Origin of the sequence: Lysobacter sp. S4-A87 (genome assembly GCF_022637455.1) — a bacterium.
In the GTDB taxonomy this organism is placed as follows: Bacteria; Pseudomonadota; Gammaproteobacteria; order Xanthomonadales; family Xanthomonadaceae; genus Lysobacter_J.
On the sequence record NZ_CP093341.1, the window covers coordinates 3,002,170 to 3,025,962 of the forward strand.

15 protein-coding genes are annotated in these 23,793 nt (G+C 66.1%); 9 read left to right on the forward strand and 6 right to left on the reverse strand.

Annotated elements, in window-relative coordinates; genetic code table 11:
- Genes MNR01_RS13430 through MNR01_RS13440 form a run of 3 tightly spaced genes read left to right on the forward strand, consistent with a single transcriptional unit; the run spans nt 1 to nt 3,155 of the window.
- Nucleotides 1-1,773, forward strand: coding sequence for a cellulase family glycosylhydrolase (locus MNR01_RS13430; protein ID WP_241918276.1), 1,773 nt, complete (start codon nt 1-3; stop codon nt 1,771-1,773).
- Nucleotides 1,770-2,795, forward strand: a complete 1,026-nt coding sequence (gene glk / locus MNR01_RS13435) for a glucokinase (RefSeq protein ID WP_241918277.1) — start codon at nt 1,770-1,772, stop codon at nt 2,793-2,795. Before MNR01_RS13430 ends, glk begins: the two co-directional genes overlap by 4 nt.
- A 9-nt stretch (nt 2,796-2,804) precedes the next feature.
- Nucleotides 2,805-3,155, forward strand: a complete 351-nt coding sequence (locus tag MNR01_RS13440) for a gamma-glutamylcyclotransferase family protein (RefSeq protein ID WP_241918278.1) — start codon at nt 2,805-2,807, stop codon at nt 3,153-3,155.
- Nucleotides 3,156-3,221: 66 nt separating this feature from the next.
- Here MNR01_RS13440 and MNR01_RS13445 read toward each other — a convergent pair whose 3' ends face one another.
- From MNR01_RS13445 to MNR01_RS17510, 5 genes are all read right to left on the reverse strand, one after another.
- Nucleotides 3,222-3,407: a hypothetical protein gene (locus MNR01_RS13445; RefSeq protein ID WP_241918279.1), complete on the reverse strand. Its 186-nt coding sequence runs from the start codon at nt 3,405-3,407 to the stop codon at nt 3,222-3,224.
- Nucleotides 3,408-3,902: 495 nt separating this feature from the next.
- Nucleotides 3,903-7,211 (reverse strand): hypothetical protein, encoded by a 3,309-nt coding sequence (locus MNR01_RS13450; RefSeq protein ID WP_241918280.1) that lies wholly within the window; start codon nt 7,209-7,211, stop codon nt 3,903-3,905.
- Nucleotides 7,212-7,261: 50 nt separating this feature from the next.
- A complete protein-coding gene (locus MNR01_RS13455) occupies nt 7,262-8,536 on the reverse strand; it encodes an alpha/beta hydrolase (RefSeq protein WP_241918281.1) in 1,275 nt (424 codons plus the stop codon).
- Nucleotides 8,537-8,565: 29 nt separating this feature from the next.
- Nucleotides 8,566-9,738 carry a DUF2235 domain-containing protein gene (locus MNR01_RS13460; protein WP_241918282.1) on the reverse strand — a complete coding sequence of 391 codons (1,173 nt, stop codon included), beginning with the start codon at nt 9,736-9,738 and terminating at the stop codon, nt 8,566-8,568.
- A 64-nt stretch (nt 9,739-9,802) separates the two neighbouring features.
- Nucleotides 9,803-11,929, reverse strand: a complete 2,127-nt coding sequence (locus tag MNR01_RS17510) for a DNA/RNA non-specific endonuclease (protein WP_305852240.1) — start codon at nt 11,927-11,929, stop codon at nt 9,803-9,805.
- A gap of 581 nt (nt 11,930-12,510) precedes the next feature.
- Here MNR01_RS17510 and xylB point away from each other — a divergent pair.
- The 3 genes from xylB to MNR01_RS13485 all read left to right on the forward strand — a co-directional run bounded on the left by xylB (nt 12,511) and on the right by MNR01_RS13485 (nt 16,941).
- On the forward strand, nt 12,511-14,016 hold the full coding sequence (xylB, locus tag MNR01_RS13475) for a xylulokinase (RefSeq protein WP_241918283.1): 1,506 nt from the start codon (nt 12,511-12,513) through the stop codon (nt 14,014-14,016).
- 52 nt (nt 14,017-14,068) lie between these two features.
- Nucleotides 14,069-15,406, forward strand: coding sequence for a xylose isomerase (gene xylA, locus MNR01_RS13480; protein WP_241918284.1), 1,338 nt, complete (start codon nt 14,069-14,071; stop codon nt 15,404-15,406).
- Nucleotides 15,407-15,507: 101 nt separating this feature from the next.
- Entirely contained in the window at nt 15,508-16,941 is a 1,434-nt protein-coding gene (locus tag MNR01_RS13485) for a sugar porter family MFS transporter (RefSeq protein ID WP_241918285.1), read from the forward strand.
- Between the two features lie 95 nt (nt 16,942-17,036).
- Here MNR01_RS13485 and MNR01_RS13490 read toward each other — a convergent pair whose 3' ends face one another.
- On the reverse strand, nt 17,037-18,113 hold the full coding sequence (locus MNR01_RS13490) for a LacI family DNA-binding transcriptional regulator (RefSeq protein ID WP_241918286.1): 1,077 nt from the start codon (nt 18,111-18,113) through the stop codon (nt 17,037-17,039).
- 215 nt (nt 18,114-18,328) lie between these two features.
- Between MNR01_RS13490 and MNR01_RS13495 the strand changes: the two genes are divergently transcribed.
- From MNR01_RS13495 to manD, 3 genes are read left to right on the forward strand one after another with little or no spacing between them, the layout of a single operon-like run.
- Nucleotides 18,329-20,461, forward strand: coding sequence for an alpha-glucuronidase family glycosyl hydrolase (locus tag MNR01_RS13495; RefSeq protein ID WP_241920628.1), 2,133 nt, complete (start codon nt 18,329-18,331; stop codon nt 20,459-20,461).
- A gap of 6 nt (nt 20,462-20,467) precedes the next feature.
- Nucleotides 20,468-22,504: a sialate O-acetylesterase gene (locus tag MNR01_RS13500; protein WP_241918287.1), complete on the forward strand. Its 2,037-nt coding sequence runs from the start codon at nt 20,468-20,470 to the stop codon at nt 22,502-22,504.
- Between the two features lie 26 nt (nt 22,505-22,530).
- Nucleotides 22,531-23,790: a D-mannonate dehydratase ManD gene (manD, locus tag MNR01_RS13505; RefSeq protein WP_241918288.1), complete on the forward strand. Its 1,260-nt coding sequence runs from the start codon at nt 22,531-22,533 to the stop codon at nt 23,788-23,790.
- Nucleotides 23,791-23,793 lie beyond the last annotated feature (3 nt).

Below are 23,793 nucleotides of genomic sequence, written 5' to 3' on the forward strand. Positions count from 1 at the left end.
GTGCGCGCGCTCGACGAGGCCGGTGGCGTCTGCCGCCGGGTCAGGCGAAGAGCGGGCCCGGTCGCGGCCTGCGCGCTCATCGCCTGCTGCCTGCTCGCCGCGCCGCCCGCCAATGCGGGTGGTTTCCTGCGCGCACAGGCCAGGCAGATCGTCGACGAGCAGGGCAACCCCGTGCTGTTGCGCGGCATCGGCCTGGGCGGCTGGATGCTGCAGGAAGGCTACATGCTGGAAGTGCCTGGCAGCGGCACCCAGCGTTCGATCCGCAAGCGCATCAGCGAGCTGATCGGTCCGGAGAAGGCCGAAGTGTTCTACCAGGCGTGGCGCGACAACCATGTCACCAAGGCCGACATCGACGCACTGGCGGCATGGGGCTTCAACTCGGTGCGCCTGCCGATGCACTACGAGCTCTACACGTCGCCGGTGTCGGAAGAGCCAGTGCATGGCCAACAGACCTGGCGAGAGGAAGGCTTCCGTCGAACCGACCAGCTGCTGTCGTGGGTGAAGGCCAATGGCATGTACCTGGTGCTGGACCTGCACGCGGCGCCTGGCGGGCAGGGCAACGACCTCAACATCGCCGATCGCGACCCGGCCGCGCCGTCGCTGTGGGACGACGCCGCCAACCGCGACAAGATGGTCGCGCTGTGGCGAAAGCTGGCCGAGCGCTACAAGGACGAGCCGGCCATCGCCGCCTACGACATCATCAACGAGCCCAACTGGGGTTTCGCCGACGCGGCCGACAAGCACGGTTGCAGCGAGAACGGCAACGCGCCGCTGCGCGAGCTGCTCGTGCGCACCACCCGGGCGATCCGCGAGATCGACCGTCGCCACATCGTCGTGATCGAGGGCAACTGCTGGGGCAACAACTACCGAGGCGTGCTCGACCAGGGCCCGTGGGACGACAACCTGGTGATCAGCTTCCACAAGTACTGGAACGGCACCGGCCGCGACACCATCAAGGACCAACTGGCCTTGCGCGAGCGCTGGAACATGCCGCTGTGGCTGGGCGAGACCGGCGAGAACTCCAACGACTGGCTCACCCGCACCATGGCCACGGTCGAGTCCGAAGGCATCGGCTGGGCGGTCTGGCCGATGAAGAAGATCCGCTACAACAACCCGCTGCAGATCCAGCCCAATGCCGGTTACGACAAGGCGCTGGCGTACTGGCGCGGCGAGGGCGGCAAGCCGGCGCCGGCAGAGGCGCAAGCGGCGCTGATGACGCTGGCTGCGCACGATATCCGCTTCGAGCACAACACGTTCCATCCGGACGTCGTCGATGCCCTGCTGCGTGCGCCGGGCGATGATCGCAGCGTGCCGTTCAAGGACCATCGCATCGGCGCGGGCGGCGGCACGATCGCCGCCGTCGACTTCGACATGGGGCGCAATGGCGTCGCCTACCGCGACCTGACGCCCGCAAACGAAAGCGGCAAGCCAAACACCGACTGGAACCCTTCGAAGACCTACCGCAATGATGGCGTCGACCTGGCCGCCGGCAACGATGGCCTGCAGGTCGACGACATGCAGCCGGGCGAGTGGTTGAAGTACACCTTCATGGCCGCCAGTGCGGGCCGTTACGAGTTGCAGCTGCTGGGCAGTCGCGGCGAGGCACGGGTCACCCTCAACGGTGTGGTGGTCGGGAAAGCCGCGACCGGACGGCCGCGCGCGGTGGCGCTGCTCGAAGGGCGCAACACGCTCGTGATCGAGGCCGTCAGTGCCGGCACCGACCTGCAGTCCCTCCAGTTCAGGCCGCTGCCCGCGGCATCGGAGCGCAGATGAACAACGCCGCGGCGTTGGCAAGGCGGGCAGGCACGCGCGTGCTGGTCAGCGACATCGGCGGCACCAATGCGCGTTTCGGCCTGGCGGACGTTGGCAGTCGCGGCATGTTGCTGGACGGCAGCATCCGCGAGTTTCCGGTGGCGGCGTTCCCCTCGCTCAGCGAGGCGGCCGCGAGCTACCTGGACATGCAGCACGAGCGTGTGGACGCCGCGGTGTTCGCCGTGGCCGGTCGCATCCTCGGCGACGAGGTCCGCATCACCAACCACCCATGGGTGATATCGCGCGAGCGGACGCAGCGCGCGCTTGGCGTCGCACACGTGGCGTTGCTCAACGATTTCGCAGCGCAGGCCATGGCCATCACCTGTCTGGAGCGCGACGACGTCGTCGCGATCGGTGGGCGGGACTGGCGCCCCTTCGACGCGCGAATGCCGCGCACATACGCGGTGATCGGTCCGGGCACCGGGCTCGGCGTCGGTGGGCTGATGGTGCGCAACGGCAGGTGCCATACCCTCGAAACCGAAGGCGGCCACGCCGGATTCGCGCCGGTGACGGTGGCGGACCTGCGCTTGCTGGAATGCCTCATCGGCCGGTTCGGCCGCGTCTCGTGCGAGCGGCTCGTGTCGGGCCCCGGCCTCGTGAATCTGTACAGCGCCGTGTGCGAGATCCACGGCCGCGCAGCGGACGTGCTGGAGCCATCGGCGATCACGGCGAGGGCAGCGGCAGGCGATGCGGATTGCCAACAGGCGATCGAAGTGTTCTGCGAGGCCTTCGGCTCCATGGCCGGCGACCTGGTGCTGACGCACGGCGCCTGGGATGGCGTGTTCCTCGCCGGTGGGCTCGTGCCGAAACTCCTGCCCGCACTGCAGGCGTCATCGTTCCGCGCGCGCTTCGAAAGCAAGGGCCGCTTCTCTTCGGCGTTGGCCGACGTTCCATCCCTCGCCATCGTGCATCCCAGCTCCGGGCTGCTGGGTGCGGCCGCACACGCAGCGGAGCTGTTTCACTCACCGCCTGCGCGAGGCTAGAGTTGCAGCATGAGCAACCGTCTCTTCGTTTATGGAACCCTCGCACCGGGGCGGCCCAATGCGCACGTGTTGGCCGACGTGCCTGGAACCTGGGAGCCGGCCACGGTTCGTGGAACGCTGTTGCAGCAGGGATGGGGCGCCGCGATTGGCTATCCGGGGATCGTCCTGGACGAATCAGGCAACGAGGTCGACGGTCTTGTCTTCACCTCGGACGAGCTTGTCGGCCACTGGTCGCGCCTGGACGATTTCGAGGGCGATGGCTATGAGCGAGTGCTGACGGTGGCGACACTGCAGGACGGCACGCAGGTCCAGGCCTTCGTCTATCAGCTAAGTGATCGACCTTCTGCCGAGTGCATCTGACCCTGTCGGTGCGCAGATTGTGGCTGCCATCGTCGATGGCTGGCGGCAGATTTACCACTCGTGGCATCAGTCCTTTGTGACGTCATTTTCCAGATTTCCCATCGAATGAGCTACGCCACCGGCAAGTAGAGAAACGACGCCAGCGCAGATGAATATCCCGACAAGGGCCTTAAATGCCGGAAAACCCATGGCCACCATGGCAAACGAGGCTATCGCCCCCAGCAAGGAAATCAACCCAGCCTTGAGTACCATCGAGATCGCTCCTTCATAAGCAGATAGTTACGGCCTTGCAGTGCAATCCACCGGCTGCTTGACTTCCCCCCGGAACTCCTCCGCCGACCCCAACCATTCCTCGTGAGACAGATACGCCACTCGAATTGCCTGTAACTTGGAACTCACCCATTAAACCCTCGGCATGGCTATAAATTCGCTTCAATGACAGGCCCATCTCCCCTGCGCTGGCGAAGTCCAACTCGGCCTCAACCTTGTTGCCGGTAGAACGCCCCACGGGATTTCCGCTGCAATCATTGGGATCGACCCTGATTGCCTCGCCACGCTTGGATTAAACCAGTTTCCCAGACGCGCCGGCCTGCGCGGCTCCGTCATGGGGTGTCACCCGCATGGTAGAAACTCGCATGGAGGGGCGACAAGGGGCGGGACGTTACAGCCGGCTCCGACGAATTGGTATGAGAATGGTCTTATGTGCAGACGGGAATTGCTCTCTAGCTGTGATCGCCGCCGGGACGTCTACGAAGAGACCCAGATACTTCCGCCTGTCAGCTTCAGCAGCGACTTGAACAGTCCCTCGCCCCAGTCGAGCACGCCCGGGACCTGGACGATCGCCAGGCAGACCGCGAGGATCACGAACGGGAACGCGGTGTAGTTGAAGAGCGTGGCGGAGAACTCCATCTTCGCCGAGCGGTTGCACAAGATGCTGCTCATGACTTCGTTGCGCTCGAAGGACATCGCCGTGAATCCGGCAAAGAATCCAACGACAACCAGCAGGCCCAGGTTGAACAGCACAAGGGTGTTTCCTCCCGATACGGGATACAGATAGACGAATGCCGCCACTGCCAGGCTGCAGAAGGCACTGCTGAACGTTGCCCAGCGGGTCTGCGAAATCTCGCTGGCCAACAGCAGGTACACCGCGACCCGGGCATCTCCTTCGCGATCCGGCTTGTCCAGTTCGGCGATGCGCGCTGCCAGCGCCTGCCACTTCGACCGACCGAGCAGCTGCAAAGCCTCCTCTCCGGCATCCTTCAGGCGCGCCGAGGCGGGAGTGGCAGCAAAGCGGACGCGAAGCGCGTCGCCCTTTGGCCACAGGGCCACAGTGCTCCTGTCGGCTTGGGACGGCGCCGGCCTGTCGCCCGTGCCCTTCGGAGCGGGATCCGGCGGGGCTACGGCTGGTGGTTGCGTCATCGCCTGCCGCAGGATCTCGGAGATGCGCAGCGCGCGCTGTTGAAGCCGGACCGCATTGGCAAAGAAGCTCAACGCGACGAAGCTGAGCGAAGTGGCAGCGATCGCGGCGACGATGGCCGCCGTCCTGCCGAAGATGGTCAACTTCCACGGATAGACGGTGACCAGGCACAGCGCCAACAGCAGCGCTCCGATGGCCATGATGGCCGACCTTGGCACGATGCTGATGTGGAAGATCGCCTTGTAGTTCCGGCCGAAGTCCGTGTCGTGACCGAGACCAAGCCCTTTCACCAGGACATACCGATTGCGTCCCGATGCACTACGCGCGACGCAGATGGCGTTGTCGGTGTACACGATGGCGAGGATCGATATCACCATGGCCACGCCGAGTGCCATCCCATGGTCGGTGTTGTAGGCCAGGCGCGCCATCGCCGCGTACTCCTGCGGATCGCCGCGCAATACCAGTGCGATCCACCAGCCCGCCACGATGGCCAGCAAACCTACCGCCACAATCAAGACGGAGTGGCGACCTGTCTTCATCCTGATCTGGCGCAACATTGTCAATCCACTGTGCACAGGCGGGCTGTTCATCGCGTGAGTGCCGGCCTGGTAGGCGACTGCCCAGCAAAATATGGGCAGGACGAAAAGCGCAAGCGTGAAGGTGCTGCGGCCACCGCCAAGGAACGCCGCCAACGCCAGCTCGACCAGGCCGAGAACCAGTCCAAGCGCAGACGGGTTGATGGCCGGGTCGCTCGACCTCATGGCGCGGCGAACCTTCACGCAGAACCAGCGCGAGGCGCCGCGTGGCGCGGGTACACGCCCCAGCAGGGATTGCATCGAGGGGCTGGCCAGCATCAGCGTCACGATTGCGATGATGGTGAGCAGGGGCACGGCGAGTACCTTTCTCTGTACTTCCCACGGGGCGGGGCAGTTGGTCGGAACCATGCTCTTGCGACCAACCACGTAGAGGATCGGGCCAATGTCGCAGGGGTCGCGCTGGACCGGATCATAGTCGTCGATTCGCCGGACAGCACGACGCAGCATGGCCTGGTAATCGGTGGAGGCCATCGACACTTCGACCACCTGCTCGGACTGGTCGTACGTGGTCACCCGGTGGGATGCCACCAGGACGGCGCCACGCGTTGCGTGGATGTAATCCGGCGACACCATGAGCGCATCCGCCTCCAGGTCGACCAGCTGGGACTGGGGGACGCCCTCGCGCAACAAGTCGAAGAGGAACAGTCGGTCCCTCACGTCTGTCGCGACGACGATGATCAGGCTCGGACTCACGGCTGCCAGGGACCGGATCGCCTTGCGCAGTTCAATCTCCGTACCGGCCGCGGTCAGTCGCGACTGGAGGCTGTCGGGAAGCTCACTGCCACTGCCGTTGCCGTCGTCCAGTGACAAATGCTTCTCGCTCGGAATCATTGTCGCCAGCCCGCGCCCCCCCTCCTTGGCCTCCTTTCGCAACCCGACACGGACGTCGGCGATGTTCGACGGAAATGAAACCAGGATCGCGTTCCTGCAGAGATCTTCGCGCCCGGTAGACGGTCCCGCTGGCGCCAGGTCCGGATCAGGGCATACCTCGTGACCAAAGACCGAGGTTTCGCTGAAGATGGCAACGCCGTGCCATCGGTCGGCCCTGATCCGTCTGGCGAAATCCCATAGCGCCGTCAGCTTCTTCTCGTCGTCGGTCGCCAGCGAATGGAGTTCCGGTGCCGGCGCGTTCTTGGCGTGGTTTCCCGGAAACCACTCGATCTTTGCGTTCGATGCAACGGTCGCAGACGTGGACACGGCGCAGATCTGCGGCAGGCCCAGCGTGTTCGCCCTCAGGTTGATCTGGGCGACGGAGTCCACGGAGCCGGAGAAGTTCGGTCCGAGCAGGAGCAGTTGGCCGGCAGGGGATGTGCATTCCCGAAGCGTTGCCCTGCGGGCCAGGACGCGGGCCGGTGTGTCGTCCGCCTGATCAGTCGCTTCAGCTTCGGGAGCACCGGTGGCAGGTGCGCCGGCCGCGGCGTCCGTGGGCGACGAAGGTGCCTGCGCAGGCTTGCCCTCGTGACAGAGGTCGAGTCGCTTTCCCGGCTCCTTCTGTGTCTGCCGGGATATCTCGCCCATTGCCGACAGGGTCGTGTTGCGGGGCAGGCCGTAGGTCGTGGTTTCCGGAACCAGGTAGAGGGCGCGCAGTCGTGGTGCATTCTTGCTGGCCCGGGACATCGCGGACCGCCACTCGTCCCTGCGAAAGATCATCACCCCGAACCTGCAGTCGTCGGTGAGACGGTTGCGGATGCCGGATCCGTCCTCGCCCTGGCTCAGGACGCCCTCCCATGGGAAAACGTAGCGATCGAGCGCGTATCCGGAATCCAGCATTCCCTGGATCATGGCGACGATGCTCAGATCGTAGGCGCGGCGATGGCGCGGCACGCGCGGGTCGGGAACCGCGGCCAGCGCCAGCGACACGTCGGATACCGCGTCGAAGTGCGATGCAACGCCTTGTTCGGGCTCGATTTGCCGGAATACAGGCTTGGCTTCGGCCTTGCTTGCCTGGGACGTGGTGGTGCCGCTTTCCTGCGTTCTGTCTACTTTCGAGGCGCCGACATCACCCGGTGCGATCGATGCGGCAACGATGAGCGCGAGCGCCATCCATCCCTGCCGACGGATAAGGTGGTCTGTAATGGGTGGCGAGATCGCCCTCAGCCATCGCATCCGGGCACTTCCCGCCACGACTGCACCGCGACGAACCGGTAGAGGAACTGACTGAACCGGTCGCCCCAGATGCCGTTGTGGGCATCGATGATCCCAGGGTCGACGCTGACCACGTAGAACGGGTTGCGGCGCTGACCGTCGGTCTGCATCGTCGGTCGGCGGCTCAGCGCGAGCTCTCCGAGCGACCAGGCATCCGTGGTTCCGGCCTGGTAGGCCTGCCAGGCGCAACCGTATTCGGAGTAGGTGGATAGCCGCAGCAGGGCCTGTGTATCGGTTCCTGCGGCGGTGGTCAGGTTGAGGTCGTGGGTCTGGAACAGGGTGTAGTGACCCAGCGCCGTCCGGTTCTCGCGACGCTGCTCGTCCGACGTATGGCTCTGGAACAGCGTGCCCAGCGTCCGCCCGACCGGGAATGCCCTGCCGGTCGCCGTATCGTTCCTCGAGGTGAACACGGCCAGGATGGGCCGCTGGGAATCCGGATGGGTCATCCCGGCAGCGCGGCGATTCAAGGCGTGGAAGCGCGCAGCCTCGAACGCTGGGTTCACCAGGACGATCAGGTCGGCGGCGTTGCGCGCCATGCTTCCCCGATTGAGGTACCACGTATCGCGCATGAGCTGCTGCTGGATCGCGGTGTAGATGAGCGCGCCGCCGAAACTGTGGCCGACGATGATCATTCGACCCAGATCGTTTCCGCCCTCGATCTTCTTCAGCTCGGCGAGGACTTCCATCGCGCCATCGGAGCCGACCCGCTGGGCCCGGTCCTTCCTCGTCCAGAAGGACAGCTCCTTGAAAGGCTCGACGGAGGCAGACAAGCCGCGCCAGCCGAGGAACACGCCCACCACCTGCCGATCGGCGCAGGAGTGGCCTGCGCACGCCTTCTCATCTTCGACGGCAATGCGCTGGAGCAGCCTGCCGAAGTCGACCACGTTCGAATCGGACGCCGCAGCGTTGTGCTTCCAGCCATGCGCGAACACGACGATCAGCAGCGGGTGCGCATCCGCTTCCGCGCGGACACGGGCCATCAGCGCGTTCTTCAGTTCCGGATGCCTGAGTTGCCCCTGGTCGTCGAACTCGACGAATCCCAGACCGACCGGATGGCGCGAAGCGGGAAGGCCCGGGCTGGAAGCAGGCGGCAGGCGTTGCCAGACATCGCTGTCGCATGCGGCTGAGGCCAAATCGCAAGGTTCACCGGTAGGCGCCATCCGCGTCCGGTACGCAGCATTGGGGGCACACCCGCAGATCACGACCGCCGCGAGCAGGAACATGCTTGCGTACCCGGCGCGCCTGAAGCGGGTCATGGCGGCGACACCACCGGTGTAGGAGCCGAAGTCGGCACAGCGGCCATGCCGGGGCAGAGCGCTTGCTCGGAGCGATCGACCCGGATGTTCGCCGGAAGGTTCGTTGCTCGATAGTGCAGCTCAGGCGACGCCTGGCGCTCCAACACGCCTGGATGAACCCAGGGACCGTCGGGGATGAAGCGGCGCCTGGCAAGATTGAAGCGAAGCCGCCTGCGGAAGCCCTGTCGCGGATCACGGAACCACTTCGGGACGATCTCCGCCAACCACCATGCGCCGCGCAGCGAGCGGTGCATCGGCGCCAGCGGGTCGGGTGCCACCGGCTCCCCCGGCTGCGTCGTCTGCGGAAGCCAGCGAAGCTGCGCCAGGGGTTCCAGCTGCAGTCCAGCCGAGCGCGCGTGGCAGACCATCCAACGCAGCGCCAGTTGCGCCAGTCCTGCCTCCGGCTCCGGATAGGAACCGCCGATGTCGGAATGCACCCCGGCGAACCAGGTTTGCCTGACATCCTGGTTGGTGGCCGAGTCGTTCCACAGGTTGGTGCGGAAGAACGCGCGACGTTCATCGATCGCCACCGCATGTCTGACAATGGCGACGCTGGGGTTGTCGCGCGTATAGGGCAGCACTTTCGGGTTCCACACCCATCCAACCGAGCTGACCGTGTCCCACAGTCCCAGGAAATGCACCGGGCACGCTTGCGAGAACGTGTCGCGGAACCCGTGGACCACCGATGATCTGTTCTCTTTCTTGAAAATGTCGACCGCATACGGAACCAGGTCGTGCAGTTCCGGCCGCAGCAAACCCACCTTGTGCAGCATCCCGGCCAGCGCACGCGCGGCGTAGGCGCCGCGACTGAAGCCGAAGATGTACACGCGGTCGCCTGGCCGGTAGTTCCTCTGCAGGAAGCCGTAAGCTTCGGCCAGCGTGGTGGCGAGCCCATAGCCGAACGCAAGCCCCATCACGCGCGTGATCCATTTGCTTGCGCGCGTCCACGCGCCTTGCGCGCTGAACGTTCCCACGCCCGGGTCGTAGTAGGCCACCTGCACACGGGGATCGTGATCGAGCATGGCGTAGATCTTCACCACATTGGTGTTGGCACTGCCATAGGCGTTGCCGGTGCCGTCGAGGCAGACCACCAGGTTGCGACTGCCGATGTCGTGCAGTTCCGGATTCATGGCGCTGGCTCGCGGGCTGGGTTGCACATAGTCAGGTGGCCCGGTCAGGAAGTCATTGGTCTCGCTATCGCAGGACGATGTCGTTCAACGACGTGATGCTCACGCCCTTGTCGTCGCGCAGGCTCTCGTTCGCGCCGCCGCGGCGCAGGACGTCGGCGGCCAGGATCGAGTCGTCGAACTGGACACCGGTCTTCTTCGTGATGTCGCCCACGGGGACCTGGTGAATCTCGTACTCGCTCATGTCCATCCGTTCGAAGCCCAGTCGCTCGATCGCCTCGGTCTGGTCGAAGATGAAGGCGTAGGCCAGCGGCTCGGAGCCGTCATCCTTGTTCGACACGCACATCACGATCTTCCAGAACTTCATCGGTACCTTGATGAGGTTGTCGTCGTCGTACCCGTGCCTGGGATCGCGAAGCCCGAGGACGGGCCCGGCGAATACGCACAGGCGACCGTCGAGCGCCTTGGCTTCGCGCTGGATATGCTCTTCGAACTTGCCCCAGATGCCGTGCTCTCCGGACTGATTGAAGGCCTGGCTCTGCGGCGTGCAGTTGGTCCAGTGATAGGTGTCGGAATTGGCGAACTCGGCTTCCTTGGCCGTGCTGCCCCAACACGCGTCCTCGCGCCGGACGATATGCCCGCGATCGATCTTGGTGGCCGGGCGATAGAAGTCGACGTCCTCGATCTGCAAGCCAGGCACCTGCAGCGCCACGCGCGGATCCAGGCGCCAGTTCTCGCCGCCGTATTCCTTCCGGGGCTTGGTGCGTTTCCTCGCAGCAGGGCTGTAATCGACGTTGCTGGCCGCCCAGATCAGGAGTCGCCGGGGTTCGTGCATGACCAGTGAGTAGTGGTAGTACTTCAGCACCCAGGGGCTGCCGTTCTTCTTCTTGAGGGCCTTGGCCTCCAGTGCCTGGGTCAGTTGCGGTGCCGGGATCCTCCATCCGCGCAGGAACGTGGCGTCGTAGCCGAGCGCGTCGCGCGACCCGTAGTCCTCATCGAAGCGCAGCTTCTTCTCGAAGAATTCCGTCGCCGCGATGCCTGCGCTTGCCGATGGTGCCGCCGCTGCAGCGGGCGTGGCCGCGACGGTAGGCTCCACGGTTGCGATCCGGACGGCCGCCGCCGCGGCATGTCCATCGCCAACGTAGATGGTCACCGGCCCTGAAAACTGGAAGGTTTGGCTGGCCATGGGATTGCCCCCGGGCGACGCGAGTGATTCGGATTGGATCAGCGGACTGTTCGTGGCGACCAGGCTCAGTGTGTCGAAGGTGCTTTCGATGATCCTTTGCAGAATCGTGGACTGCTCCGTTCCATCGACGCGCTGCTGCTTGAAGGACTCCACCATGGCGCTGACGCGCACGCCTTCGTTTGCGATCCAGATGAGGTCCTTGTCGTCGACTTCGGCGCTGGTCGGAACGATCTCGCCATTGCGCTTGACCAGCTTGCCGTCCTGCATCTGCGGGACGCCGCAATGGTGCAGGCCGATCACTTCCCACCACTGGCTGAACACCGGGGATCCGCTCGATCCTTCCAGTGTGTCGGTTTCGTACAGCAGGAAGCCGTCGTCGCGCAGGTCCAGCAGGAGGTTGTTGACGGTGGCGTACTGCTTGGGTCGTCCTTCCGGGTGCTGGATGATGTTGACGGGGCCGCCTTTCTCTATCTTGCCCTTCGCCCCGATCAGGGGCAGGAACTGGAACTGATCGAGCGACGCTTCCGTCAACGACTTCGCCTTGACACCCACGAGGGCGTAGTCGAGTTCGCGGCAACTGATGAAGAACCGATCCGGGTCGAGTTCGAATATGAGGCCCGACCGCACCCCCTGTTCGATCCGTTCGAACAGGAACTGCGCGCCACAGTGGGATGCGTCGCTGGGTTTCTGGAAGACGTGGAAGTTGGTCAGGATCACGTCCTTGGCGATCAGGAAGCCGGTGGCAAACCCCTTCGGTTCGATTCCGTTGCCGCCCAGCGATACCAGCCTGGCAACGGGACGGCCGGCCTTGAGTGCCTGCTCATTCGGCGGAAGGTCGGCGAAGTCGAGGGTCGCCCCGACTTGCCGCTCCGCGGCAATCCTTACGCCTCGGTACGCAGCGCTTTCAAACACCTGCCGCAATCGCTGGCGTTCCTCGAACCGCGTCTTCTGCACTGGCGTGCTGACTGCGACGGTCGGCCGCGGCACGGAACCATCGATGTTCCGCATGGCCGATTCGAGCGGCCGTTTCGCAACGGCAAAGTTTTCCCAGCGGCCGTAAGCGTCCGTCCAGAGTCCACGACGCTTGGACATGACTTCCCTGACGCGATCCATGACAGCCTCCCTTGAGGTACTGCGAGTTCAGACCATGAACTCGCGGATCCACTCTCTGAACACGTCGCGGGAAGATTCGCGCGGTCACCTGATCGAGCAGTGGAACGCTAAGCGGCACTGCCGCAATGCGTCGCAAGCCCCTTGCCGCGGGCTGGCGCGGCAAGTGGGCAGCGAAACCCGTCAACATCGCGACAGACTGGATGCCCGGTTAGGCGCCCTTGCCCAGGGGCAGGCGGCTACCCACCCGCGGCAGGCACATCCGGCCGAGGACCCGTTCACTGGATCGTGCATACTTGTAAGTGATTGGTGCAAAAGGAATTCCGCATTGCAGCAAGCCATTTCCCGAAACGCTGGGTAGAGTTCCACCATCCGTCCCGGGACCCCCTTCGACCTATGAATCGGCTGGCCGACATCCCCAGTGATGTTTTTTTATGCGTCCGGAGTGGTAGCGCTAACTTTTTTTCTGGAAGGTCTGCATGAGCCTGTTCGTCGGTCTCGACGTTGGTACCCAGAGCGTCAAGCTGATTGCCTACGATGCGCAGGCACGCAAAGTCGTGGCCACGCACGGCCAGGCACTGGAGCTGATCGCCGGCGATGACGGCAGCCGCGAGCAGCACGCGCAGTGGTGGATCGACGCGATCCGCGCCTGCTTCGCGCGCATGGAACCCGCGCAGCGTGCTCGCGTGACCGCGATCGGTGTCTCCGGGCAGCAGCACGGTTTCGTGCCAGTCGCTGCCGGCGGCGAAGTGCTCGCACCTGCCAAGCTGTGGTGCGACACCAGCACCACAGTCGAGTGCGACGAGATCATGGCCGCGGCCGGTGGCGCCAAGGGCTGCATCGCGCTGGCAGGCAATCCCATCCTGGCCGGTTACACCGCATCCAAGCTGCCGTGGACGCGCAAGCATCGGCCCGAGGTCTACTCGCGCCTGGCCGCGATCATGCTGCCGCACGACTATGTCAACTTCTGGCTGACCGGCGAGCGCTGGATGGAGTACGGCGATGCCTCCGGCACCGGCTGGCTCGACGTGCGCACGCGCCGTTGGTCCTCGCGCATGCTCGCCGCGACCGATGCGCAGCGCGATCTGTCGGCGATGCTTCCACCGCTGGTCGAGGCCGATGCCAGCTTCACGATCGCTGCGAAGATCGCCGACGAGCTGGGCCTGCCGCACGGCGTGCGCGTGGCCGCCGGCGGCGGCGACAACATGATGGCCGCCATCGGCACCGGCAACGTTGCTTCCGGCGTGCTGAGCATGAGCCTGGGCACGTCCGGCACGCTGTTCGCCCACGCCGACCACCCGGTCGTCGACGAGGCCGGTGGCTGGGCCGCGTTCTGCTCGTCCACCGGTGGCTGGCTGCCGCTGATCTGCACGATGAACTGCACCGTCGCCACCGAGAGTGTCGCGCGCATGTTCGGCTTCAGCAGCCGCGACGGCGATGCGGTGATGGCCGGCACCGCGCCGGGCGCAGGCGGGCTGGTGATGCTGCCGTTCCTCAACGGCGAGCGCACGCCGGACCTGCCGCATGCGCGCGGTTCGCTGCACGGCATGGACTCGACCAACCTCACCCGCGGCAATGTCTACCGCGCAGCAATGGAAGGCGCTACCTACGCGCTCCGCTACGGCTACGACGCACTGACCGCAGCCGGCCTGCAGTTCGATGCCATCCGCCTGACCGGCGGGGGCAGCCAGAGCGCCGCCTGGCGGCAGATGGTGGCCGACGTGTTCGAGCTGCCGGTTGCCGTGCCGGAGCAGAGCGAGGGCGCCGCGTTCGGTGCTGCGCTGCAGGCGCTGTGGGCGCACGGCCGCGCCAGCGGCGGTGGCGACGACATCGCCGCCATCGCGCGCGAGCACGTCGCCACCGACGAAGCTTCGATCGCACGCCCCGACGGCAACGCTGCCACCGCCTATCGCTCGCATTACCGCCAGTTCCGCCGCCACCTCGATGCGGCCATGCAGTCCCACGCCAACTCCAACAACCCCTGATTCCAGCCGGGCTGCCGCCCGCCACTCCTCACACCCGACAGTGATTCCCACCATGACGACTCCCTTCATCGGCGCCCGCGAATACTTCCCCGGCATTGGCCGCATCCCGTTCGAGGGACGCGATTCCGACAACCCGCTGGCGTTCAAGCACTACGACGCCAACAAGCGCATCGGTGACAAGACGATGGCCGAGCACCTGCGTTTCGCGGTGTGCTACTGGCACAGCTTCTGCAATGCCGGCCACGACCCGTTCGGTCCGGGCACGCGCGTCTATCCCTGGGATGCCGCCGCCACGCCGCTGGCTCGCGCTGAAGCCAAGGCCGATGCCTCGTTCGAGTTCTTCACCAAGCTCGGCGTGCCGTACTACTGCTTCCACGACATCGACCTGGCGCCCGACGCCGACGACATCGGCGAGTACGAGAAGAACGTCAAGCACATGGTCGCCATTGCCAAGGAGCGCCAGAAGGCGACCGGCATGAAGCTGCTGTGGGGCACGGCCAATCTCTTCAGCCACCCGCGCTACATGAACGGTGCCTCCACCAACCCTGACTTCGCCGTGGTCGCGCGCGCTGCCGTGCAGGTCAAGGCTGCGATCGAAGCCACGGTCGAACTGGGCGGCGAGAACTACGTGTTCTGGGGCGGCCGCGAAGGCTATGCCTCGCTTCACAACACCAACATGAAGCGCGAGCTGGCGCACTTCGGCCGCTTCCTGACGATGGCGCGCGACTACGGCCGCAGCATCGGCTTCAAGGGCAACTTCCTCATCGAGCCCAAGCCGATGGAGCCGATGAAGCACCAGTACGACTTCGATTCGGCCACGGTGGTCGGCTTCCTGCGCGAGCACGGCCTGGACCAGGACTTCAAGCTCAACATCGAAGCCAACCACGCCACGCTGTCGGGCCACACCTTTGAGCACGACCTGCAGGTCGCGTCCGATGCCGGCATGCTCGGCAGCATCGACGCCAACCGCGGCAACGCCCAGAACGGCTGGGACACCGACCAGTTCCCGACCGACCTGTACGACACCGTCGGCGCGATGCTGGTGGTGCTGCGCCAGGGCGGCCTGCAGCCGGGCGGCCTCAACTTCGACGCCAAGGTGCGTCGCGAGTCGACCGATGCCGACGATCTGTTCATCGCGCACATCGGTGGCATGGACGCGTTCGCGCGCGGCCTGGAAGTGGCGCACGCGCTGCTGACCAGGTCGCCGTGGGAGCAGTGGCGCGCCGAGCGGTACGCCAGCTTCGACAAGGGCGCAGGCAACGACTTCGCCTCCGGCAAGATGGACCTGGCGACGCTGAGCGAGCAGGCGCGCAAGGGCGCCGAGCCTGCCAAGATCAGCGGCAAGCAGGAGCGCTATGAGAACCTGCTCAACCAGTACCTGATGCGCTGAGCGGCACAGGCCTTCCCCCGTTCCGGCGACGGGGGAAGGAAGGGAGGGTCACCGCGCCACGCGCGGTGACAGGGGGCCGGATCAACGATGAGGGGTAGGCCATGAACAGCGCCACGCTCGAAAACGCCACGTCCAACCACGACGCCGAGAACACCCGCCTGATCATCCTGGTCAGCTGCGTGGCCACCATCGGTGGCTTCCTGTTCGGTTTCGACAGCGGCGTGATCAACGGCACCGTCGACGGATTGCAGCAGGCATTCGGTTCCAGCAAGGCCGGTCTCGGTTTCGAGGTTGCCTCTATGCTGCTGGGCTGCGCGATCGGCGCGTTCTTCGCCGGGCGCCTGGCCGATCGCTGGGGCCGACGCTCGGTGCTGATCATCTCGGCGGTGCTGTTCCTGTTGTCGGCGATTGGCGCCGGCGCGGCGGCGACCTCGTGGATGTTCGTCACCGCGCGCGTGCTCGGCGGCTTCGCCGTCGGTGCCGCCAGCGTGATGTCACCGGCCTACATCGCCGAAGTGGCCTCGGCGCGCTACCGCGGCCGCCTGGCCACGGTGCAGCAGATCGCGATCATCGGCGGCCTGTTCTGCGCCTTCCTCAGCAACTACCTGCTGGCCAAGGCCGCCGGTGCCTCGACCGAGGGCCTGTGGCTGGGCCAGGCCGCATGGCGCTGGATGTTCTGGGTGCAGGCGATCCCGTCGCTGCTGTTCCTGCTGTTGCTGCTGACGATTCCGGAAAGCCCGCGCTACCTGGTGGTGAAGAAGCGCCAGGCCGACGCGCTGGCCGTGCTGACGCGCCTGTACGGCGCCTCGGAGGCGAAGGCGAAGCTGGCCGAGATCGATGCATCGCTGTCGGCCGACCATCACCGCCCGCAGTTGTCGGACCTGGTCAACAAGGCCACCGGCAAGATCCGCCCGATCGTCTGGATCGGCATCGGCCTGGCCACGTTCCAGCAGCTGGTCGGCATCAACGTCGTCTTCTATTACGGCGCGGTGCTGTGGCAGGCGGTCGGCTTCTCCGAGAGCGATGCGCTGCTGATCAACGTGCTGTCGGGTGCGCTCAGCATCGGTGCATGCCTGGTCACGGTGCTGCTGATCGACCGCATCGGTCGCAAGCCCTTGTTGTGGGTCGGCTCGGCCGGCATGGCGATCTCGCTGGCGCTGATGACGTGGGCCTTCACCACCGGATCGATCGACGCCAACCACAAGCTGGCGCTGTCGGATTCGATGGGCACGCTGGCGCTGGTCGCGGCCAACGTCTACGTGATCTTCTTCAACATGTCCTGGGGCCCGGTGATGTGGGTGATGCTGGGCGAGATGTTCCCCAACCAGATCCGCGGTTCGGGCCTGGCGGTCGCCGGTGCGGCGCAGTGGACATCCAACTTCGCCATCACAGTGACCTTCCCGATGCTGCTGGGAAGCATCGGCCTGGCCGGCGCCTACGGCATCTACACGGTGGCCGCGATCATCTCGGTGTTCTTCGTCCTGCGCTACGTCTACGAGACCAAGGGCAAGGAACTGGAACAGATGGAAGGCTGAGCCGGAGGATGCTTCCGGTTCCGCCCCCACTGCCGGACGTACGCATGCATGACGTACGCATGCATGACGTTCGGATCAAGCCGGCGGCGCAGACCTCAAGGGTCCTTGGCGTCGCCCGGCTTGGCCGGCGGCGCGACCGAGTCGCGCGACACGAGCTGGTGGGGCAGGACATGGTCGACCACCACGCGCGTGTTGCGATCCTTGCGGCGGATGTTGCGCAGCAGGATGTCGACCGCCGAATCGGCCATCGAGGCGATCGGCTGGTGGATGGTGGTGAGTTCCGGCCATACCGTGGTCGCGGCCGAGGTGTCGTCGAAGCCGACAACCGACAGGTCGCGCGGCACGTCGAGCCCCCGCCGGTGCGCGACCGAGATGACCGCCGAGGCCATGTCGTCGTTGCTGGCGAAGATCGCGGTGGGTGGCTTGCGCAGCCCCAGCAGCTTTTCCGTGGCGTCGAGACCCGAGCGATAGGTGAAGTAGCCCTGCTGGACCAGAGCCGAATCCAGCGCGATACCGGCTTCGCTCATTGCGGCCTGGAAACCCTCGTATCGGCGCGCGCTGGCAGTCTGGTTCGGATTGCCCTTGATGTAGCCGATGCGGGTATGGCCGAGCGCGATCAGGTGCGCGGTGATCTCGCGGCTGGCATGGAAGTCGTCGATGCGGACGCTGGAGATTTCCTGGCTGAAGCGACCCGACGCAATCGCCACCACCGATACGCCGGCGCTGACCAGTTCCGAAACCACCGCCTTGGATTCGCACAGCGGCGGCGGCAGGATCGCGCCGGCCACGGTCTTGGCCAGCGCACGCGCGGCATGGCGCTGCTGCTCGGCGTCGAAGTTTTCCCAGGTGTCGATGACCAGCTGCGCCGCGGTACGCGATGCACCGTTCAGCGCACCCACCAGCAGCTCGCGCAGGTACGCGGCGCTGGGGTTGGTGTAGATCAGCGCGATGCGGGTGTCCTGCGCCGCGGCCAGCGAGCTGGCGGCCTGGTTGGGCGTGTAGCCCAGCTCGCGCACGGCCTGGGTGACGCGCTCGCGGGTGGACTCGCGGACCTTGCCGTAGCCATTGACGACGCGCGACACGGTCATAGGCGAGACGTTGGCGAGCGCCGCGACCTCGTCGATGGTGACGGCGCGTCCCTTGCGGCGGACCGATTTCTTGGGCTTCTCCAACGTTCCTTCCTTCGCTCTGCTTGGGTCGGCGCAGACGTTCTCACCAACGTGGTCTCAATCAACGCGAGCACAACCAACGTGACATCGGACAAGGCATGACAGCAAACCACATGGTACCGACAACCGCTGCCAGCAGCGAACGCACGCCGCCGATGGCGGGGACGAAGCGGCGGCTGCGCCAGGCCTTCCATCGCCTGGGCCTGGCCGGTGTCGCCATGGTGGCCCTGTTCGCGGCGCTGTCGGCGGCGCCGGTCGCGCACGCCGAGGATGGCTACGACCTGTGGCTGCGCTACCGGCCACTGCCTGCCGATCGTGCCGCGGCCTACCGCGCGCAGGCCTCGCAGCTGGTCATGGCCGCTTCGACGCCGACCCAGGCCGCGACCCGTAACGAACTGCTGCGCGGCCTGTCCGGGCTGCTGGGCACGGCACCGGCGGTATCGGATCCGGTCAGCGCAGACGGTGCCGTCATCGTCGGCACGCCGGCCTCCTCGCCGCTGGTGGCCGGGCTGCGCCTGAAGCTGCAGGACCTGGGCCGGGAGGGCTACCTGATCCGCAGCGTCAGCGTCGACGGTCATCGCGCCACGGTCATTGCCGCCAATGAAGACGTCGGTGCGCTTTACGGCGCGTTCCATTTCCTGCGCCTGGTGCAGACCGCGCAGCCGCTGGCAGCGCTCGACCTGCGCCAGGCCCCGCGCGCGCAACTGCGCGTGCTCAACCACTGGGACAACCTGGACCGTTCGGTCGAACGCGGCTACGCCGGCGAATCGATCTGGGACTGGCACAAGCTGCCCGACTACCTCGACCCGCGCTACACCGATTACGCCCGCGCCAATGCCTCGCTCGGCATCAACGGCACCGTGCTGAACAACGTCAACGCCAACGCGCTGAGCCTGACGCCGATGTACCTGGAGAAGGCGGCGGCGCTGGCCGGCGTGTTCCGGCCCTATGGCATCCGCGTCTACCTCAGTGCGCGCTTCAGCGCGCCGATCGAGGTCGGTGGACTCAAGACCGCCGACCCGCTCGATCCGCAGGTGCAGCGCTGGTGGCGCGACAAGGCCGACGAGATCTACAAGGTCATTCCCGACTTCGGCGGCTTCCTGGTCAAGGCCAACTCCGAGGGCCAGCCCGGCCCACAGGATTACGGCCGCACACACGCCGACGGCGCCAACATGCTCGCCGACGCGGTCAAGCCGCACGGCGGCGTGGTGATGTGGCGTGCGTTCGTCTACTCGCACGAGGAGCCGGACGACCGCGCCAAGCAGGCCTACAGCGAGTTCGTGCCGCTCGACGGCAAGTTCCGCGACAACGTCATCGTGCAGGTCAAGAACGGCGCCATCGACTTCCAGCCGCGCGAGCCGTTCCATCCGCTGTTCGGCGCGATGCCGAAGACGCCGCTGATGATGGAGTTCCAGATCACCAAGGAGTACCTGGGCTTCGCCACGCACCTGGCCTATCTGGGGCCGATGTACCAGGAGACCCTGGAAGCCGACACCCACCGTCGCGGCAAGGGTTCGACCGTAGCCAAGGTCGTTGACGGTTCGCTGCACAAGTACGCGCTGACCGGCATGGCCGGCGTCGCCAACATCGGTTCGGACCGCAACTGGAGCGGATCGCAGTTCGACCAGGCCAACTGGTATGTCTTCGGACGCATGGCCTGGGATCCGTCGCTCAAGGCCAAACCTATCGCCGAGGAATGGGCGCGGATGACGTTCTCCAACGACGCCGACGTGGTGAACCCGATCGTCGGGATGATGATGGGCTCGCGCGAAGCGGTGGTCGACTACATGACGCCGCTCGGCCTGCATCACCTGATGGGCAACGGTCACCACTATGGTCCCGGTCCCTGGGTGTCGGGCGGACCGCGCGCCGACTGGACCTCGGTCTACTACCACCGCGCCAACCGCGACGGCATCGGCTTCGACCGCAGTGCCAGCGGCACCAATGCCGTGGCCCAGTACGCGCCGCCGGTGGCGCGTGAGTTCGGCGATACCGAGCGCGTGCCGGAGAAGTACCTGCTCTGGTTCCACCACGTGCCGTGGGATTACCGCACGCAGTCTGGCCGCACCCTTTGGGACGAGCTTGTGAACCGCTACACGCACGGCGTCGACGGCGTGAAGCAGATGGAGCAGACCTGGCAGGGGCTGGGCGGCCGCATCGATGCCGAGCGCCACGCCCAGATCGCCACCTTCCTGTCGATCCAGGAGAAGGAGGCGCAGTGGTGGCGCGACGCCAGCATCGCCTACTTCCAGACGTTCTCGCAGCGGCCGTTGCCGGAAGGCCAGGCGGCGCCCGCGCATCCGCTCGAGTACTACGAGGCACTTTCCTTTCCCTTTGCGCCGGGTCACTGAGCCAGCATGAAATCCACCGCATCGAACCCATTGCGTCTCCCGCGTGCCGGCGCGCTCGTGCTGGCGCTGTTGGCGGCATCGGCGGCACACGCCGGCAGCAACGCCCACGAACCATTGCAGGACCAGCCCGGTACGACGACGACCGAGCGCAGGCCGGCACCGCTGCTGCACGAGATGTTCCAGGACCACGCAGTCCTGCAGCGCAATGCACCGATCCGGGTGTGGGGGCAGGCGGGGCCGGGGCAGGTGGTGAAGGTGACACTCGCGCGCAAGCAGGCCAATGCCCGCGCCGACGAGAACGGCCGCTGGCAGGCGACCTTGCCGCCGATGGCGGCGGGCGGCCCGTACACGCTCAACTTGAGCGCGCAGGGCGGCATGAAACAGACCGTCGACGACGTGATGGTCGGCGAGGTCTGGCTGTGCTCCGGCCAGTCCAACATGGTGTTGCAGGTGCATCGCACGCTGGACTCGCGCGCCGAGATCGCCGGATCGGGCAACGACAGCATCCGCATGCTCACCGTCGGCGAAACCGGCAGCGTCACGCCGCTGGAACACTTCGCCACCCAGGTGAAGTGGCTCAAGGCGTCACCGGAGACCGTGCCGGATTTCTCCGCGGCGTGCTTCTACTACGCGCGCGAACTGCAGAAGACCGTCAAGGTGCCGATGGGCCTGGTCACCGCGGCCTGGGGCGGCTCGCGCATCCAGGCCTGGACCAGCGGCGAGGCGCTGCGTGCCTCGGGCCAGTACGACGACGAGCTCGACGTGCTGGCGGCTTACTCGCGTGACCCTATTGCCGCGGTCGGTCAATGGGGCGAGGTCTGGGCCAAGTGGTGGCGCGGTCGCAAGGAGTTCAAGGCTGGCGATGAGCCGTGGGCGGCCAATTACGCCGCAACCGAAGGCTGGCGCAACGCGCCGCGCGCGCTGGGTCCGTGGGAGGAGTGGGGCGTGAAGGACCTGGCCGAATACGACGGCCTGGTCTGGTTCCGCACCTCTGTAAAACTCACCGGACAGCAGGCCGCGCAGGACGCGGTGCTGCTGCTGGGTTCGATCGATGAAGTCGACATGACCTGGGTCAACGGCCATGGCGTCGGCAGCACGTATGGACCAGGCTCCGGACGCGAGTACCCATTGCCGCCGGGATTGCTGAAGGCCGGCGACAACTCGGTCACCATCAACGTGCTCGACACCTATCGCGCCGGTGGCATGAGCGGTCCGGCATCGGCGTATGCGATCCGGTTCAAGGACGGCACGAGCGTGCCGCTCGATCCGGCGTGGAAGTACCGCCCGGCCCCGGGCCACGACTGGCCGCCCCGCGCGCCGTGGCAGACCGCCGCAGGCCTGTCGACGCTCTACAACGGCATGATCGCGCCGATCGGCAAGTACGGTTTCCGCGGCATGCTCTGGTACCAGGGCGAGTCGAACACCTTCGAAGCCGACCGCTATGCCGACCTGCTGCGCATGTGGCGCAAGGACTGGCGCTCGCGCTTCGGCGCCGACCTGCCGGTGCTGGTCATCCAGCTGGCCGGCTTTGGCATGCCCAAGCCGCAGCCAACCGAAAGCGGTTGGGCCGAACTGCGCGAAGCGCAGCGCATCGTCGCCAACGAGGATGCCAATAGCGGCCTGGCGGTGGCGATCGACATCGGCGACCGCTACGACATCCATCCGCCGAACAAGCAGGAACTCGGACGCCGTCTCGCCCGCGCCGCGCGCCACGTGATCTATCGCGGCAAGCAGCCGCCGTCTGGGCCAGTGCCGGCGTCGGCCACGCGCGAGGGCGGTGCGGTGAAGCTGGTCTTCGCCGACGTCAGCAATGGCCTGGTCGCATTCGGCGCTGACGGTCCGATCGGCTTCGAACTGTGTGGCGCGGCGAAGGACAGCTGCCACTACGCCGATGCCCGCATCAGTGGCGACACGGTGACGCTGCGCGCGCCGAACGCAGTGGATGTCACGCGCGTGCGTTATTGCTGGGCCGATGGCCCGGTCTGCACCCTCTTTGACGGCGCCGGCCTGCCGGCGGGTCCGTTCGAAACCCCGATCAAGTAACTGCATCCAGCCCGAGTGATTCGATGATGAGCACGAACCCCCAAACCGAAACCACTACGCACGGCTCCTCGCGTGACCGCGAGATCGTCGATGCGCGCGTCATCGTCACCTGCCCGGGGCGCAACTTCGTCACGCTGCGGATCGAGACCCGCTCGGGCGTGGTCGGCCTCGGCGATGCGACGCTCAACGGCCGCGAGCTGGCGGTGGCGTCCTACCTTCAGGACCACCTGGTGCCGAACCTGATCGGCCGCGATGCCGGCCGCATCGAGGACATCTGGCAGTTCTTCTATCGCGGCGCCTACTGGCGCCGGGGCCCGGTGACGATGACCGCCATTGCCGCGGTCGACGTCGCGCTGTGGGACATCCTCGGCAAGATGGCCGGCCTGCCGCTGTACCAGCTGCTCGGCGGACGCTCGCGCGAAGGCGCGCTGGTCTACGCCCACGCCAATGGCCGCGACATCAGCGAGGCCAGCGAGGAAGTCGGCAAGTACCGCGAGAAAGGCTTCCTCGCCGTGCGCGCGCAGTGCGGCGTGCCCGGCGTGAAGAAGGCCTACGGCATCTCCAGCGGTGGCAAGCCCTATGAGCCGGCCGAAAGCGAACTGCCTGCCGAGACGGTGTGGTCGACGCCGAAGTACCTGGAAGTGGTGCCAAAGCTCTTCGAGCGCCTGCGCGCCGACCACGGCAACGACGTCGAGCTGCTGCACGACGTCCACCACCGGCTGAGCCCGATCGAAGCCGCGCGCCTGGCCCGCGACGTCGAGCCGTACCGCCTGTTCTGGCTGGAGGACGCCACGCCGGCGGAGAACCAGAAGTCGTTCGAGCTGATCCGCCAGCACTCGGTCACGCCGCTGGCGGTGGGCGAGGTATTCAATTCGATCTGGGACTGCAAGCACCTGATCGAGAACCAGCTGATCGATTACATCCGCACGACCATCGTGCACGGCGGCGGCATCACGCATCTGCGCCGCCTGGCCGACTTCGCCGGACTGCACCAGGTGCGCACCGGCTTCCACGGCGCCACCGACCTTTCGCCGGTGTGCATGGGCGCGGCCCTGCACTTCGATACCTGGGTGCCGAACTTCGGCATCCAGGAGTACATGTTCCATTCCGAAGAGGCCAACGAAGTGTTCCCGCACGACTACGTGTTCCGCGACGGACGCCTGCACGTCGGCGACACCCCGGGCCACGGCGTCACCATCGACGAGAAGCTCGCCGCGCGCTACCCGTACTCGCCCAAGCAGTTGCCGATCGCGCGCCTGGAAGACGGCGCGATGTGGGACTGGTGATGG